13 protein-coding genes are annotated in these 16179 nt (G+C 60.0%); 12 read left to right on the top strand and 1 reads right to left on the bottom strand.

Annotated elements, in window-relative coordinates; translation table 11 throughout:
• Nucleotides 1-5 precede the first annotated feature (5 nt).
• The 7 genes from DQ393_RS10135 (at nucleotide 6) to DQ393_RS10105 (ending at nucleotide 8690) form a co-directional block, all read left to right on the top strand.
• Nucleotides 6-419: a hypothetical protein gene (locus DQ393_RS10135; protein ID WP_181592310.1), complete on the top strand. Its 414-nt coding sequence runs from the start codon at nucleotides 6-8 to the stop codon at nucleotides 417-419.
• Nucleotides 420-729: 310 nt separating this feature from the next.
• The gene (locus tag DQ393_RS10130; RefSeq protein ID WP_112341630.1) at nucleotides 730-1269 is read left to right on the top strand and encodes a hypothetical protein; all 540 of its coding nucleotides are present in this window, start codon (nucleotides 730-732) and stop codon (nucleotides 1267-1269) included.
• A gap of 44 nt (nucleotides 1270-1313) precedes the next feature.
• Nucleotides 1314-3506, top strand: coding sequence for a type I secretion system permease/ATPase (locus tag DQ393_RS10125; RefSeq protein ID WP_112341629.1), 2193 nt, complete (start codon nucleotides 1314-1316; stop codon nucleotides 3504-3506).
• A complete protein-coding gene (locus DQ393_RS10120) occupies nucleotides 3503-5011 on the top strand; it encodes an HlyD family type I secretion periplasmic adaptor subunit (protein ID WP_112341628.1) in 1509 nt (502 codons plus the stop codon). The genes DQ393_RS10125 and DQ393_RS10120 overlap by 4 nt, the downstream gene beginning before the upstream one ends.
• A 222-nt stretch (nucleotides 5012-5233) precedes the next feature.
• Complete coding sequence (locus DQ393_RS10115; protein ID WP_181592309.1) at nucleotides 5234-5869, top strand: trypsin-like serine peptidase; 636 nt, start codon at nucleotides 5234-5236, stop codon at nucleotides 5867-5869.
• Nucleotides 5870-6160: 291 nt separating this feature from the next.
• A complete protein-coding gene (gene galE, locus DQ393_RS10110; protein WP_112341739.1) occupies nucleotides 6161-7144 on the top strand; it encodes a UDP-glucose 4-epimerase GalE in 984 nt (327 codons plus the stop codon).
• Nucleotides 7122-8690 carry an alkaline phosphatase family protein gene (locus tag DQ393_RS10105; protein ID WP_112341626.1) on the top strand — a complete coding sequence of 523 codons (1569 nt, stop codon included), beginning with the start codon at nucleotides 7122-7124 and terminating at the stop codon, nucleotides 8688-8690. The genes galE and DQ393_RS10105 overlap by 23 nt, the downstream gene beginning before the upstream one ends.
• 70 nt (nucleotides 8691-8760) lie before the next feature.
• Here the strand turns inward: DQ393_RS10105 and DQ393_RS10100 are convergent, their stop codons facing one another.
• Nucleotides 8761-9267 carry a DUF1993 domain-containing protein gene (locus tag DQ393_RS10100; RefSeq protein WP_112341625.1) on the bottom strand — a complete coding sequence of 169 codons (507 nt, stop codon included), beginning with the start codon at nucleotides 9265-9267 and terminating at the stop codon, nucleotides 8761-8763.
• Between the two features lie 373 nt (nucleotides 9268-9640).
• Here DQ393_RS10100 and DQ393_RS10095 point away from each other — a divergent pair, with 373 nt between their 5' ends.
• The 5 genes from DQ393_RS10095 (at nucleotide 9641) to DQ393_RS10075 (ending at nucleotide 16178) form a co-directional block, all read left to right on the top strand.
• Complete coding sequence (locus DQ393_RS10095) at nucleotides 9641-10570, top strand: sugar ABC transporter substrate-binding protein (RefSeq protein ID WP_112341624.1); 930 nt, start codon at nucleotides 9641-9643, stop codon at nucleotides 10568-10570.
• Nucleotides 10571-10643: 73 nt separating this feature from the next.
• On the top strand, nucleotides 10644-12185 hold the full coding sequence (locus DQ393_RS10090) for a sugar ABC transporter ATP-binding protein (RefSeq protein ID WP_112341623.1): 1542 nt from the start codon (nucleotides 10644-10646) through the stop codon (nucleotides 12183-12185).
• Nucleotides 12186-12217: 32 nt separating this feature from the next.
• Nucleotides 12218-13243 carry an ABC transporter permease gene (locus DQ393_RS10085; RefSeq protein ID WP_112341622.1) on the top strand — a complete coding sequence of 342 codons (1026 nt, stop codon included), beginning with the start codon at nucleotides 12218-12220 and terminating at the stop codon, nucleotides 13241-13243.
• Between the two features lie 187 nt (nucleotides 13244-13430).
• The gene (locus tag DQ393_RS10080; RefSeq protein WP_112341621.1) at nucleotides 13431-14489 is read left to right on the top strand and encodes a dipeptidase; all 1059 of its coding nucleotides are present in this window, start codon (nucleotides 13431-13433) and stop codon (nucleotides 14487-14489) included.
• Nucleotides 14490-14537: 48 nt separating this feature from the next.
• On the top strand, nucleotides 14538-16178 hold the full coding sequence (locus tag DQ393_RS10075; protein WP_112341620.1) for an ABC transporter substrate-binding protein: 1641 nt from the start codon (nucleotides 14538-14540) through the stop codon (nucleotides 16176-16178).
• Nucleotide 16179 lies beyond the last annotated feature (1 nt).

The following is a 16179-nucleotide window of genomic DNA, read 5'->3' as shown; positions in this document are numbered from 1 at the left end:
CCGGAATGAAAAAATACCTCATGATTCTTGCTCCAATTTCCATGGCTTGTTCTGCATCGGCAAGCGACGCCCCTGTGACGACCAAGGGCGGCTACGAATATGATAAAAATATGCTGAGCAATCCCGCGGCTCTTAACTGGAATATCGAGCACTGCAGCCACTCTGGCATTACGCCGGAGGTTCAGCAGAAGCTTTCCAAGCTGATGAATGTGGCGCCGGCCAATGTCCGATTTGAATATTGCCGCCGTATTCTTACCGCTTATGCCAAGGGTGTCATACCCTACGACGATTATGTTCAGTTCAGCCGAAGCCACGTCTTGACCGCGAGCATCGCGAGAGCTCTGCATTTTACCGGATTGCGTCCATCGAAGCCGAAACGGCACCATTCTTCCGGCTTTGACCAAAATGCCGCCCAGTGAGAGGTTTAGGGACTTACTTGCGGCATCGCGCGGCGGAGGTGTTTTCTCGCTCCTGGCGTTGTGCTGCCGATCTAGAGGCCGGCCATTCCAAAGGACGCTGCAGAACAAAGGCTTGTCGTCGCATGGGACGATCGCAGAGGAAAGGTTTCGGCGTTTCGCTGCCCATCAAAGAGGTAGAATCAGGGCTGCTTTGGCCCTCTCGGGCGAGAGACCGGGATTTTCACCTTGCCGCCATGTATCACGGAGAAGGATTTCACGCCCTGCGGCGCTCCTCCTTGCGCTCGCGGTTTGGCCAACGATTTCGAATGCTGTGCAGAACGGCGGGCTTGTCGATAGTTCTCAAGCCGCGCATGGACAGCGCAACAATGATGTCTTCGAAGAAGACATCTCTTGCAAGCGTGTCAACGATGCTTTTGGCGCGACTTGGCGCAGCTCGCGGGTTGCAATGATAACTTTCAATGCCAAGCCGGATGGAACGCTGAAACCACATTACGAGCTCCGGAAAATCGGCGATCACGAATACGGCAAATATGCGTTTTCGACAAAATGGCTGAGAATTGGTTATGGATCCGCTGGCAGTGTCGGGCAGCGCGGACCAATCTGGAACGCCTGCCACCTTATCGGCAGCGATCACGACGGCGACGAAGGCGAAATTCACTACGGTGCGATCTGGCGTTCCTTTCCTTACGAAGCTGCAGCCGACATCTGGATCACCACAGGTGACGACCGAGTCCACAAGGTCCGCAGGCAATTTCAAGACGATCGATGGAAGTTTCCGTTTGCAACGGCTCTTGACGTCTTCAGCTATGACTCAGCGCAGATAGAGGTTCCCTATGTTGATGGGCGGTAGGCATCTACGATGCGCTTTGGCCGTTGAGGGGCGGACATAACGTCATGAACCAAGCCACCCTCATTGAACCGGAGCAGCCCCCGACCGCATCCCCATTCGCAGACGAGGTGAGGCGCCCCGACAGTGGCCTTGCGGCGATTGCGGCGATATCAGGCTATTTCCGCATCGCCTCCAACCCCGATACTTTGGCCCGCGATCTCGCTCTGACGAAGCCGGCCGGACGCAGTGACCTGTTGCGTGCGGCCAAGCTCGTGGGACTGAAGGCCAAGCATTTGGAGATCCAATCGGATGTTCGGCTGGCGACCTTGCCGACGCCGGCGATCGCCTGTCTGACCGATGGCCGCTTTGCGGTCTTCGGCGGAGCAGCACCCGACAACACATGGCGCATCATCGATCCGACGGACTTTTCCAGCCGCAATCTCGGCGCTCAGGAGTTGCTTGCGGAAACGTCGGGGCACTTCATCCTGCTGCAGCGGCGGCTGGCCGGACCGGGCGCGTCGCGTGGCAATTTCGGCTTCCGCTGGTTCCTGCCGTCGATCTGGCGCTATCGCCATGCCTTCGGTCATGTCCTGCTCGCCTCGTTGATCGTCCAGATCTTTGCACTCGTCACACCGCTCTTCTTCCAGGTCGTCGTCGACAAGGTTCTCGCCCATCGGAGCTATTCGACGCTGATCGTGCTCGTCGTTGGCTTGGCGGCCGTCGGCCTATTCGACGTGGTGCTGCAATATCTTCGCACCTATGCACTGGCGCATACGACCAACCGCATCGATGTCGAGCTCGGACGGCGGCTGTTCCGGCATATGCTCAGCCTGCCGCTTTCCTATTTCGAGACGCGCGCAACCGGACAGACGATCGCCCGCGTGCGTGAACTTGAGACGATCCGCAACTTCCTGACGGGGCAGGGGCTGTTCTCCGGCCTCGACTTGATCTTCACCATCGTCTTCATCTTCGTATTGTTTTCCTATTCCGCAAAGCTCGCCTGGATCGTCGTCGCCTCGATCCCCTTCTATCTGGCGATCGGCTTCCTGGTGCGGCCGTTCCTGAAGGAGAAGATCGACGAGAAGTTCGAGCGCGGCGCCTATAGCCAACAGCTTCTCGTCGAGACCGTCGTCGGCGTCCAGACGCTGAAAGCATCGGCCGTCGAGCCGGTTGTAGCGGCGCAATGGGAAGAGCGTCTGGCCGGTTACGTGCAGTCGTCGTTCGGCACGACGATGCTCGCCGCCAAGGGCCAGAACGCCATCCAGTATGTCAACAAGATCACCTCGGCGGCACTTCTTCTGTTCGGCGCTCAGGCCGTTATCAATGGCGAGCTGACGGTCGGTGCGCTCGTCGCCTTTAACATGATCGCCGGTCAGGTCTCGCAGCCGATCCTGCGCCTGTCGCAGCTCTGGCAGGACTTCCAGCAGGTGCAGGTGTCTGTGGCCCGTCTTGCCGACATCCTCAACGCACCGCCCGAGCCACGGCCGGAAGTCTCGGTCAGCCTGCCGAAGCCGAGAGGCGCCATCTCCTTCAAGGGGGTGAACTTCCGTTATACGGCCGATGGCCCGGAAGTGCTGCGCGACATCTCGTTCTCCGTCAGGCCGGGTGAAGTCATCGGCATCGTCGGACCGTCCGGATCGGGCAAATCGACGCTGACCAAGCTGGTGCAGCGCTTCTACATCCCGACCCGCGGCCAGGTCTTCGTCGACGGCCAGGATATCGCCCAGGTCGATCCGGCGTGGCTTCGCTCCAACATCGGCGTCGTCCTGCAGGAGAACATGCTGTTCAACCGCACGATCCATGACAATATCTGCCTGGTCAATCCGTCGATGTCGCGGGCAGCGGCCATGCAGATGGCGCGGCTTTCGGGGGCCGACGAGTTTATCGCCAAGCTGCCGAAGGGCTATGATACGCTGATCGAGGAGCGCGGCGCCAACCTCTCCGGCGGACAGCGCCAGCGTCTGGCGATTGCGCGAGCCCTTGCCACCAATCCGCCGATGCTGATCCTCGACGAAGCCACCAGCGCGCTCGACTATGAGAGTGAGCGCATCATCCTCGGCAACATGCGCGAGATCGTCAAAGGCAGGACGGTCATCATCATCGCCCACCGCCTGGCGACCGTCCGCCATTGCGATCGCATCATCGGCATGAAGGATGGCCGCATTGTCGAGGAGGGCACGCATGACAGCCTGCTTGCCCGGCCGAACGGCCTCTATGCCCATCTCTGGCAGTTGCAGACGGGGCTCAACCAGCCATGAACCAGGTGGTCAAGCCTCCCAGACGTCCAATCAGACCGCAGCGGCGCAGCAGGATGGAGAACGAGTTCCTGCCGGCCGCACTTGAGATCCTCGAGACACCGGCCTCGCCGATCCGCACCGCCTTCATCTGGTTCATCGCCATCGTCGTGGCGGCCACACTTCTCTGGAGTTACCTCGGCACCTTCGACATCGTCTCGACAGCACAAGGTAAGATCCAGCCGACGGGCCGCGTCAAGGTCATCCAGTCGATCGAGGTCGGCAAGGTCAGATCCATCCCGGTCGTCAATGGTTCAAAGGTGAAGGCCGGCGACATCGTCGTCCAGCTCGATGACACCGAGCTCAGGTCGGACGAAGACGCGATTGCAATCAATCTCCAGGCCTATCGTGGCGAGATGGTGCGTCGCCGGGCGGTTCTGGCGACGGTCGAGCTTTGGCGACAGCAAGGCATTTGGACGAGCGACAAGACGATATCAGAGGCGCCGCTGGCCTTCGCGGAGGATGCGCCCATAAGCATCCGCAACCGCGAGCAGTCGATCTTCAGGGCCGATCTTTCGCAGCTTGCGGCCAGCCTTACCAATCTCGGTGCCCAGCACATACAAGCCAAAGCAACCGTCGCCAGGCTCGAACAGACGATCGTCGCGCAGCAGAAGTTGGTCGATACCCTCAACGAACGGGTCGCAATCCGCGCGTCATTGGTGAACCAGGACGCCGGCTCTAGGGCGGAGGTCATCGATGCCAAGGAGGTCAGCCAGAAGGAAGAGGCGACGCTTGCCGAAGAATCTGGCCAGCTCGAAGAGGCCAAGGCGTCGCTTGCCGTCACGACCAGCGATGGCGAAAAGACGGTTCAAACCTTCGTGGCGGACAATGTGCAGAAGGCAGGAGATGCCTCACGGCAGGCCGACGAACTCGAGCGGCAGCTCATCAAGGCTCGCAAGCGCCGGGAATCCATGACGATCGCTACCCCGATCGACGGTACGGTGCAATCGTCGCTGATCAACACCGTCGGCCAGGTGGTGACGACAGGCATCGATCTCATGCGCATCGTGCCAAGCAGTTCGGCCCCAGACAATTCGACCTTGGGCAATTCGGCCCTGGAAGTCGAAGCCTATCTTCCAAATAGCGACATCGGCTTTGTGGCGGTCGGGCAGCCGGCGGTGGTCAAGATCGAGGCGTTTCCGTTCACACGCTACGGCGTGATCCACGGTCATGTCACCGCGGTTGCGACGGATGCGATCCCGGAGCCGGACGCCAACCAGCTCGAAGGCGCTCCGAGCAAACAGTTGCAGGCGACCGTGCCGACGACAAATGTGCAGCGGGTTCAGAACCTTGTCTTTCCCGTTACCGTCAAGCTGGACGCCGGCACCATGAGCGTCGATGGCCATGTCGTGCCGCTGTCGCCCGGTATGGCCGCGACGGCTGAAATCAAGACCGGCAAGCGCCGCATCCTTGAATATCTGTTCTCGCCGATCGTCGAAGTGACCTCGCAGGCCATGCAGGAGAGGTAGTGGGGAACCATGCAATTAAGTAGGACCTTGCGATTTACAGCGCCACTGGGCCGCCTGCTGAAGCATTTCATGACCTTTGTCGTGACGTTGGCCATCGGAATAGCCTGCGCGAAGGCAGGGACAATCGGAGCTGACAACCGGCGCGCCATTGATGATTACGCGGCGTCGTACGGCATGTCCCCTGACGTCGCTCGCAAGAAGTTTGGCGCAAGCGGCAGAATCATGTGTCCCTTCAATGAGGCCAGCGCTTTCCTGCTCTATAAGCCCGATATCGTGGTCACGGCACGGCATGCTCTCTATCCCAAAAACGCCAAGGTAATCTATGCAGGGCCAATGTCGATCATGCGCTGTGGGTTTGAAGTGAGCGACGGCAAGGGATCAACATGGCACAAGGTCGATGTCGCATCTTTCGTTCATCCGAACAAAGGTCTTAAATCCTGGGACGATCCCTATGACTGGGTCGTGATGCGGCTGTCCGAATCCGTGACAGAGTTCGAACCATATCGCCTGCCTTCTAAACCCGTTTCCGTCGGAGATAAGATCATAAGTGCCTCCATCCGTCAGGCGCACTTTCTTCCCGACGATTGGAACGAGCGCATTGTTGGTGACTGCCGTATCCGATCGGTCGAAAATATTGAGAAAATCCCGGCAAGCGGTCTTCGCACGGACTGCTCCTCCGACGTCGGAGCCTCGGGCAGCCCGATCCTGAGAGAAGGGCCTGAGGGCCTGGAGGCCATTGGCATCACGACGTCAGGCACAGGCTCATGCCGGAAGTTCGATCGCGCGCGGTGCTACAATTTTGCTGTTGGCCTGGAGCCCGAACTCATCGAAGCGGTGCACAGGCTTGCGAGAGGATAGAAATCGGGCCGGACAGCCAGGTAGTCATGCCCACCGTAACATAGTTGCCGGGATTTCAGCCATATCTCGCTTCTGCCTTCGGTGCTGGCGCTGGCTGGAATTCTCATGCATACCGGCAGAGCCGACACGAAGCCGGCTTAGCTTTTCGCCTCCGCCCATTCCTGATCTTGCCGATCTTGCACCTTCCTCCCGCCTTGCAAGTCGGCTACAGCTCTCTAAGTGTACGCCTCGGATCGAGCTGATCCGCCGCGCTTGGGGCGGCAAATCCTTGTGAGTTAAGAAGGGATGGTCATGGCAGGAGAAACGGTGCTTGTGGTCGGCGGAGCCGGATATATCGGTTCGCACACTTGTCTGGATCTGGCGAACAAGGGGTTCAAACCCGTCGTCTACGACAATTTCTCCAATGGGCATCGCGAATTCGTCAAATGGGGTCCGGCCGAGGAAGGCGATATTCGTGATCGCGCCCGTCTCGACGAGGTGCTGGCCAAGCACAAGCCTGCCGCGATCCTGCATTTCGCCGCGCTGATCGAGGTCGGCGAGTCGGTCAAGGATCCGGTCTCCTTCTATGAAAACAATGTCATCGGCACGCTGACCTTGCTTTCGGCTGCCCAGGCGGCCGGTGTGAAAGCCTTCGTCTTTTCCTCCACCTGCGCGACCTACGGTCTGCCGCAGAGCGTGCCGCTCGATGAGAGCCACCGGCAGGTTCCGATCAACCCCTACGGCCGCACGAAATATATCGTCGAGCAGGCGCTGGCGGATTATGACCAATACAAGGGGCTGCGCTCCGTCATTCTGCGCTATTTCAATGCTGCCGGTGCTGATTTCGAGGGGCGCATCGGCGAATGGCATACGCCGGAAACCCATGCCATCCCGCTCGCCATCGATGCCGCCCTTGGCCGCCGCCAGGGCTTCAAGGTCTTCGGCAGCGATTATGATACGCGCGACGGCACCTGCGTGCGCGATTATATCCATGTGCTCGATCTCGCCGACGCCCATGTCCGCGCCGTGGAATATCTGCTTGATGGCGGCGATTCCGTCGCGCTCAATCTCGGCACGGGCACCGGCACGACCGTGAAGGAATTGCTTGGAACCATCGAGACCGTGTCCAACCGACCGTTCCCGGTCGAATATGTCGGCCGCCGCGAGGGCGATTCGACGACGCTGGTCGCCAACAACGACAAGGCTCGCGATATTCTCGGATGGTCGCCGCAATATGATCTGACTGAGATCATCCAATCCGCCTGGAACTGGCATGCCAAGTCCAACCAGCACTGAGCAGCGTTCTTTCGCCGGTATTGGGGGCAAACGCCCGAACGTTCTGCTGATCTCGGCGGATCAATGGCGGGGAGATTGTCTTTCCGCCGTCGGTCATGAATGCGTCAGGACGCCGAATGTCGATGCGCTCGCGCGGGAAGGCGTGCTCTTCCGGCGGCATTATGCTGGAACAGCCCCCTGTTCGCCGGCGCGCGCGACGCTCTATACCGGCCTCTACCAGATGAACCATCGTGTTTGCCGCAACGGTTCGCCACTGGATGCCCGTTTCGACAATGTCGCGCTTGCGGCGCGGCGGGCAGGCTATGACCCGACGCTGTTTGGCTATACCGACACAGCGCCGGATCCGCGCGGCCGGGATCCCCACGATCCGCATCTGACGACTTATGAGGGGGTGCTGCCCGGCTTCACGGCGCGGCAGCTCCTGCCCGAACACGAAAAGCAATGGCTCTCCTGGCTGCGCTCGCGCGGTCATGCCGATGCCGTCAGCCGCGATATTCATATTCCGGTCGGTGCCCAGCCCGGCGAGATTTCCAGCAATGCGCCTGCCTATTCCAAGGAGGAGACGCAGACGGCATTTCTGGCGGGCGAGTTCATCCGCTGGCTCGGAGAGCAGGATCAGCCCTGGTTCGCGCATGTTTCTTTCCTCCGGCCGCACCCGCCCTTCTCGGTGCCGGAGCCCTATAACCGCATGTTCTCGACGGCTGACGGCCCGGCTTTCGCGCGCGCCGCCGATCGCGAGACGGAGATGGCAGCGCATCCGCTGCTTGCCTTCGGCTTGCCGCTGATCGGCAAGGGCAGCTTCATGCATGGCGGCAAAGGCTCCATCGGGGAATGGACGTCTGAGAATTTTGCGGCGATCCGCGCCATCTATTACGGCATGATCGCCGAAGTCGACGCACAGCTTGGCCGGATCTGGCAGGCATTGAAGGATGCCGGCAGTTGGGACGATACCGTCATCGTCTTCACCTCCGACCATGCCGAGATGATGGGCGACCACTGGATGCTCGGCAAGGGCGGTTTCTTCGATGGCAGCTATCATGTTCCGCTCGTCATTCGTGATCCCTTCCAGGCCGCAACGCGTGGCCGGCAAGTAGAGCATTTCACCAGTGCCGCGGATATTTTCCCAAGCCTGTGCGACCGGCTCGGGATCGCGCCGGTAAACCATGTCGACGGCGAAAGCCTGCTGCCGTTCCTCTCCGGTTCCGAACCGGAAGGCTGGCGCGATGCGGCTTTCTGGGAATTCGATTTCCGCGATATCGCCGAGGGTGTCCCCGAGCGGCATTTCGGCCTGCGTTCCAATGCCTGCAATCTGGCCGTTGTGCGCGACGAGCGCTTCAAATATGTCCATTGCGCCGGGCTGCCGCCGCTGCTCTTCGATCTTGCGAAGGATCCGGCGGAGCTGTCCAATGTCGCTGAAGATGGCGCCTACCTGGCAATCAGGCTCGCCTATGCCGAAAAGCTTCTCTCCCTTCGCGCCCGGCATCTGGACCAGACGCTTGCCTATACGGAGCTGACGGAAAAAGGGCCGGTATCGCTCCGGCCCTGACCCGCTTCTGTCATTTGCTTTTACGCAATTCCGGACAAAAACCGCTGCGCAGTTTTCCTGGTATTGCTCGTTAGGCGAACGAGCCGAGATAGTTCATCTTGCCGACGGGCAGCCCACGGCTGCGCAGGATGTCGTGCGCCGTCGTCACGTGGAAGAAGAAGTTCGGCAACGCGAATTTCGCCAGGTAATCCTCACCCTTGAAGACGGTCTTGTTGCCTCCGGGTGTGATCGTCACCTCCCGCATGTCGCTGCCTTCCATCGTGGCCGGCGTGATCGTCGCCAGAAAATCCTGCGTCTTCTTCAGGCGTTCCCGCAGGTCTGCGACGGTCGTCTCGTTGTCTTCGAAACGCGGTGCATCGATGCCGGTAAGTCGCGCAATGGTGAGCTTCGCCGTATCGGAGGCGCGCTGATATTGGCCGGAGAGCGGCAGCATGTCGTCGATGAGGCGAGCGGAAACGAGTTCCTCCGCCGCAATGCCTTTCTCCGCGGCATGGGCTTCGATCTTGTCGAGATAGGCGGAGAGGTTTTGCAGGCCGCGTTGAAAGATGGGAACCGAGAAATTGTACATCGAAGGCATGCGTGTTCTCCCTTGCTTGCCGCGCTGGGGCAGGTTGGTTATCGACATTCTATTCCGTTCCGGCGTTGATGGAATAACCGTTCCATCACGCAGGGCGTCCGTATGTAGGTTCGGCCTTCGCGTCTTGCAGCAGTGCCGGCGATAAAATCCGTCTTCGCGGGTTCCCGGAACGCGGCCGGAATTTGGTGTTGACCTTTGCGATGAAAAATGGAATGAATATTCCGCATAAAGAATTTTACGGTTTGTTTGTTCCGTTTTTTTCAACGTGGCCGTCATGGGAGTGACGACCGAATTGACGACAGGCCCTGCGGTCGAGACTGAGGGCCCCGGCATTCAGGAGGGTGTGGCCGGGCACCGTATCTGGGAGGAAAACATGAAGAAATTTATCCTTGGCTCCGCGATGGCGCTTATGCTGTCGACCGCAGCCCATGCCGAAACCATCGGCGTTTCCATGGCGCTCTTCGACGACAACTTTCTGACGGTCCTGCGTAACGGCATGCAGGACTATGCAAAGGGCATGAGCGGCGTGACGCTGCAGGTGGAAGATGCTCAGAACGACATCGCCAAGCAGCAGAGCCAGATCCAGAATTTCATCGCCAGTAAGGTCGATGCCATCATCGTAAATCCGGTCGACACCGATGCGACGGCTGCCATTTCCAAGCTGGCCGCGGACGCCAAGATCCCGCTCGTCTACGTCAACCGCGAACCGGCCAACGTCGACAGCCTCCCGGACAAACAGGCCTTCGTCGCCTCCAACGAGCAGGAATCCGGCACGCTGGAAGCCAAGGAAGTTTGCCGGTTGCTGGGCGGCAAGGGCAAGGCCGTCATCATGATGGGCGAGCTTTCCAACCAGGCTGCCCGCATGCGCACCAAGGACGTCCACGATGTGGTGGCGACCGACGAGTGCAAGGGCATTCAGATCGTTCAGGAGCAGACCGCCAACTGGCAGCGCACCCAGGGTGCCGATCTGATGACCAACTGGCTTTCCAGCGGCCTCGAATTCGATGCCGTCATCTCCAACAACGACGAAATGGCGATCGGCGCCATCCAGGCACTGAAGGCTTCCGGCAAGTCGCTGGACAAGATCGTGGTTGCCGGCGTCGATGCCACCCAGGATGCGCTTGCCGCCATGCAGGCCGGCGACCTGAAGGTCACCGTGTTCCAGGATGCCGCCGGCCAGGGCAAGGGCGCAGTCGATGCCGCGCTCAAGCTCGCCAAGGGCGAGAAGATCGAGAAGAAGGTCTACATTCCCTTTCAGCTCGTCACGCCGACCAACGTCAAGGACTTCGTCAAGAAGAACTGAGAACGAGAGTGATCGACAGATGCGGGCTTAAAGGCCCGCATCCTTTGAAATCCGATCTGCCCGGGAGGGAAAAATGGTTGTGAGCCCATCCACCATGGCGGCGGTGCGCGCCAGCGGCGTTGTTCCCAATGCCGCCTACCTGTTGAGCGCTGAAGGCATTCGCAAGGAGTTTCCCGGCGTGCTCGCCCTCGATGACGTTTCCTTCCGCCTGAAGCGCGGGACGGTGCACGCGCTGATGGGCGAAAACGGTGCGGGCAAATCGACCCTGATGAAGATCCTTGCCGGCATTTATATCCCCGATCAGGGCGAAGTGCGGCTCAAGGGTGTCGAGATCCGGCTGAAGTCACCGCTCGACGCGCTGGAAAATGGCATTGCCATGATCCATCAGGAACTGAACCTGATGCCTTTCATGACGGTTGCCGAGAATATCTGGATCCGGCGTGAGCCGAAGAACCGCTTCGGCCTCGTCGACCATGCGGAGATGAGCCGCAAGACCGAGGAGCTCTTCCAGCGCCTCAACATTTCCATCGATCCGGAAATCCAGGTGCGCGAGCTTTCCGTCGCGAGCCGGCAGATGGTCGAGATCGCCAAGGCGGTTTCCTATAATTCCGACGTGCTGATCATGGATGAGCCGACTTCGGCGCTGACCGAGCGCGAGGTTGCGCATCTCTTCCAGATCATTCGCGACTTGCGCGCCCAGGGCATCGGCATCGTCTATATCACCCACAAGATGAACGAGCTGTTCGAGATCGCCGACGAGTTTTCGGTCTTCCGCGACGGCAAATATATCGGCACGCACGCCTCCACCGACGTGACCCGCGACGATATCATCCGCATGATGGTCGGCCGCGAGATCACGCAGATGTTCCCGAAGGAGGAGGTGCCGATCGGCGAGACCGTGCTGTCGGTCAAGGATCTGAGCCTCGAGGGCGTCTTCTCCAATGTGTCCTTCGAGGTCAGGGCCGGCGAGATCCTCGGCGTGGCCGGGCTTGTCGGATCGGGCCGGTCCAACGTAGCCGAGACCATCTTCGGCGTGACGCCGGCCTCGTCCGGCTCGATCGAGCTTTTCGGCAAGAAGACCGAAATCACCTCTCCGGCCGCTGCTATTCGTCATGGCATGGCCTTCCTGACCGAGGACCGCAAGGATACGGGCTGTCTTCTCATCCTCAGCGTACTCGAGAACATGCAGGTGGCCGTGCTGCACGACAAGTTCGTGCGCGGCGGCTTCGTGCAGGAAGGCGCGATCGAAGAGGCCTGCGAGGAGATGGCTAGGAAGCTGCGCGTCAAGACGCCGAACCTCGACGAACGCATCGAAAATCTGTCCGGCGGCAATCAGCAGAAGGCACTGATCGGCCGGTGGATGCTCACCAATCCCCGCATTCTGATCCTGGACGAGCCGACGCGCGGCATCGACGTCGGCGCCAAGGCCGAGATCCATCGTCTCGTTACCGAAATGGCGCGCAACGGCGTCGCCGTCATCATGATCTCCTCGGAAATGCCCGAGGTGCTCGGCATGAGCGACCGCATCATGGTCATGCATGAAGGACGGGTCACCGGGTTCCTGGATCGCGCAGAAGCAACTCAAGTGAAGGTGATGGAGCTGGCCGCGCAGTGACGCCGCCAATCATCGCAAGGGAGGATTGAACCATGGTTAGCAAAGTTGCAGAGGCGACCGCCCCGGCAGTCACCCGGCCAAGACGTCGGCGTGTGCCGCCCGAACTCGGCATCTTCCTGGTGCTGATCGGCATTGCGCTTCTCTGCGAGATCCTCGGCTGGATCTTCGTCGGCCAGAGCTTCCTGATGAACCTGCAGCGCCTGAAGATCATGATCCTGCAGGTCTCCGTCATCGGCATCATCTCGGTCGGCGTGACGCAGGTCATCATAACCGGTGGTATCGATCTCTCCTCCGGCTCGGTCGTCGGTCTCACCGCGATGGTCGCTGCGAGCTTTGCCCAGTCGTCGACATGGGCAAGGGCCGTCTACCCGGCATTGACCGACATGCCCTTCTTCGTGCCGATCGGCATCGGCCTGCTGATCGGGCTTCTCGCCGGCTACATCAACGGCCAGTTGATCACGAAAACCAAGATCCCGCCCTTCATCGCCACCCTCGGCATGATGGTTTCGGCCCGCGGCCTGTCGAAGCTCTATACAAAGGGCCAGCCGATCTCGGGCCTCACCGACCAGTTCAATTTCATCGGCTCCGGCATCTGGCCCGTCGTCGTCTTCCTCATCATCGCGGTCCTCTTTCATATCGTGCTGCGCTACACGCGCTATGGCAAGTTCACCTATGCGATCGGCGCCAATCTGCAGGCGGCGCGCGTTTCGGGCATCAATGTCGAGGCGCATCTGGTCAAGGTCTATGCGATTGCCGGGCTTCTCGCCGGTCTCGCCGGCATCATTACCGCCGCCCGCGTGCAGACGGCGCAGGCCGGCATGGGCGTCAACTACGAGCTGGATGCGATCGCGGCTGCCGTCATCGGCGGGACGTCGCTGACGGGCGGCGTCGGGCGTATTGCCGGCACGGTGATCGGCACCGTCATTCTCGGCGTGATGATCTCCGGCTTCACCTTCCTCAACGTCGATGCCTATTACCAGGAAATCGCCAAGGGCTTCATCATCGTCGCGGCCGTTGCCATCGACGTCTACCGCCAGAAGAAGCGGGCCAAGCGCTGAAACGCCCGAACATCGTCAGCGTTCTATCATGCTCTCAAGGCGGGGTTTGTGCCCCGCCTTTTTCCATTTGAATATACGGTTCCATGCAAATGCAAATTTTTTTCATTTGGGTATGGCGAATCCTGTCAGCTTTTCTATTCTGCCCGCTTTCCATTCGCTCACTCGAGCGCTTCATCCGGGATAGACAATGCAAGCCGTATTCGATGGTCATAACGACGTTCTCTTGAGGCTCTGGCATCACGCGCGCGATGGCGCCGACCCGGTCGCCGAATTCAAGCACGGGACGTCTAGCGGCCATATCGATGCGCCGCGTGCGCGTGCCGGCGCCCTGGCCGGCGGTCTTTGCGCCATTTACATTCCGTCGGGCGATCTCGTCTTTGCCGATCCGGATAGCAACGGCCATTATGCTACGCCTTTGGCGGCTCCGCTGGAGCGTGCGCCTTCCCTCGATATCGCTCTCGAAATGGCGGCGATCGCGTTGCGGCTCGACCGTGCCGGCGCCTGGAAGCTCTGCCGTTCCACCGCCGATATCCGTGATTGCATGGAGAAAAACATTTTCGCGGCCGTCATGCATATGGAAGGCTGCGAAGCGATCGACGCCGATCTCGTCGCGCTCGAAACCTTCTATGCCGCCGGCCTGCGCTCACTCGGCCCGGTCTGGAGCCGCAACAACGTCTTTGCCCACGGCGTGCCCTTTGCCTATCCGAGCTCTCCCGACACCGGACCCGGCCTGACCGAGGCCGGCTTCGCGCTGGTGCGCGCCTGCAACCAGCTCGGCATCCTCATCGATCTCGCCCATATCACCGAAAAGGGCTTCTGGGATGTGGCAAAGACCTCGGATCAGCCGTTGGTCGCGAGCCATTCCAACGCGCATGCGCTGACGCCGGTCGCGCGCAACCTCACCGACAAGCAGCTCGACGCCATCAAGGAAAGCCGCGGCCTCGTCGGCCTCAACTATGCGACGGCCATGCTGCGCGACGATGCGCGCTCGGATGCCGATACGCCGCTCGAGGTGATGGTGCGGCATGTCGATCATCTGGTCGGCCGCGTCGGCATCGACTGCGTCGGTCTCGGATCGGATTTCGACGGCGCCACGATTCCGGCTGAAATCGGCGATGCCGCAGGCAACCAGAAGCTGATTGAAGCCCTTCGCAGTGCTGGTTATGGTGAGGCCGATCTTGCAAAGCTGTGCCGGGAGAACTGGCTTCGCGTCCTGGCGTCCGCCTGGAAGGAAGGCAGCCGGTAAAGTGCGTGCCGATATTGCGTAAAGTTTGTTAAGAGGGGAATGAAAATAATGATGATGACCAAGATGAACCGCGGTTTGCGCGCACTGTCTGCCGGTGTGGCTCTCTCGCTTCTGCTGATGGCGGCGCCGAACGCATATGCTGCGACGCCCAAGGACACGCTGGTCGAAGGCTTTGCCTTCGACGATATTCTGAGCATGGATCCGGCCGAAGCCTATGAGCTGTCGGCTGCCGAAATCACCGGCAATACCTATAGCCTGCTCGTCCGTCTCGACATCAACGATACGTCGAAGATCAAGGGTGACCTTGCCGAGAGCTGGACGGTTTCCGACGATCACCTGACCTATACGTTCAAGCTCAAGCCCGGCCTGAAGTTCGCGTCCGGCAACCCGATCACGGCTGAAGACGTTGCATGGTCCTTCGAGCGTGTCGTCAAGCTAAACAAGAGCCCGGCCTTCATTCTCACGCAGTTCGGCATCACCGGCGATAACGTGACAGAAAAGGCCAAGGCAACCGACGCGAACACCTTCACCTTCACTGTCGACAAGCCCTATGCGCCGAGCTTCGTGCTGAACTGCCTGACGGCAACTGTTGCCGAAGTGGTCGACAAGAAGCTGGTCCTGCAGCATGTGAAGCCGGCAACGCCGACCGCCGATTACAAATACGACAACGACTTCGGCAACAGCTGGCTGAAGACCGGATTTGCCGGTTCCGGTCCGTTCAAGCTGCGTGAATGGCGCGCCAACGAGGCGGTCGTGCTGGAGCGCAACGACAACTATTACGGCGAAAAGACCAAGCTGAACCGTGTCATCTATCGCTTCATGAAGGAAAGCTCCGCACAGCGCCTTGCGCTTGAAAACGGCGATATCGATATCGCCCGCAACCTGTCGCCGACCGATCTCGAGGCTGTCGAGAAGAACCCGAAGCTTGCTTCGACCAGCGCGCCGAAGGGCACCATCTACTATATGAGCCTCAACCAGAAGAACGCCAATCTGGCCAAGCCGGAAGTGCAGCAGGCGTTCAAATATCTGGTCGATTATGATGCCATCGGCAAGACGCTGATCAAGGGCATCGGCGAGATCCATCAGACCTTCGAACCGAAGGGCATGCTCGGCTCGCTGGATGAGAATCCGTTCAAGCTCGACGTCGCCAAGGCCAAGGAATTGCTGGCCAAGGCAGGCCTGCCCAATGGCTTCTCGATCACCATGGACGTGCGCAGCATCGAGCCGGATACGGGCATCGCGACCGCGATCCAACAGACGCTCGGCCAGGCCGGCATCAAGGTGGAGATCATCCCCGGCGACGGCAAGCAGAAGCTGACCAAATATCGTGCCCGCAATCACGATATCTACTTCGGCAACTGGGGCCCGGACTATTGGGATCCCCATTCCAACGCCGATACCTTCACCACCAACGACGACAATTCCGATACCAGCAGCAACAAGACGCTCGTGTGGCGCAACACCTGGACCTCTCCCGAACTGGAGAAGCAGGCCAAGGCGGCGCTCTTCGAAGGCGATGCGGCCAAGCGCGGCGCCATGTATGAGGACATCCAGAAGAAATTCCTGGAAGCAAGCCCCTTCATCATCCTCTATCAGCAGACGGAAGTCGCCGGCTATCGCAAGGACGTGAAGGACTTCAAGCTCGGTCCGAGCTTCGACAACAACTTCGTCTGGCCGATCTCCAAGTGAT

Source organism: Martinezella tropici (assembly GCF_003287875.1).
In the GTDB taxonomy this organism is placed as follows: Bacteria; Pseudomonadota; Alphaproteobacteria; order Rhizobiales; family Rhizobiaceae; genus Rhizobium; species Rhizobium tropici_C.
The sequence above is the reverse complement of the archived record's forward strand: the minus strand, read 5'-3'. Positions and strand labels throughout refer to the sequence as shown.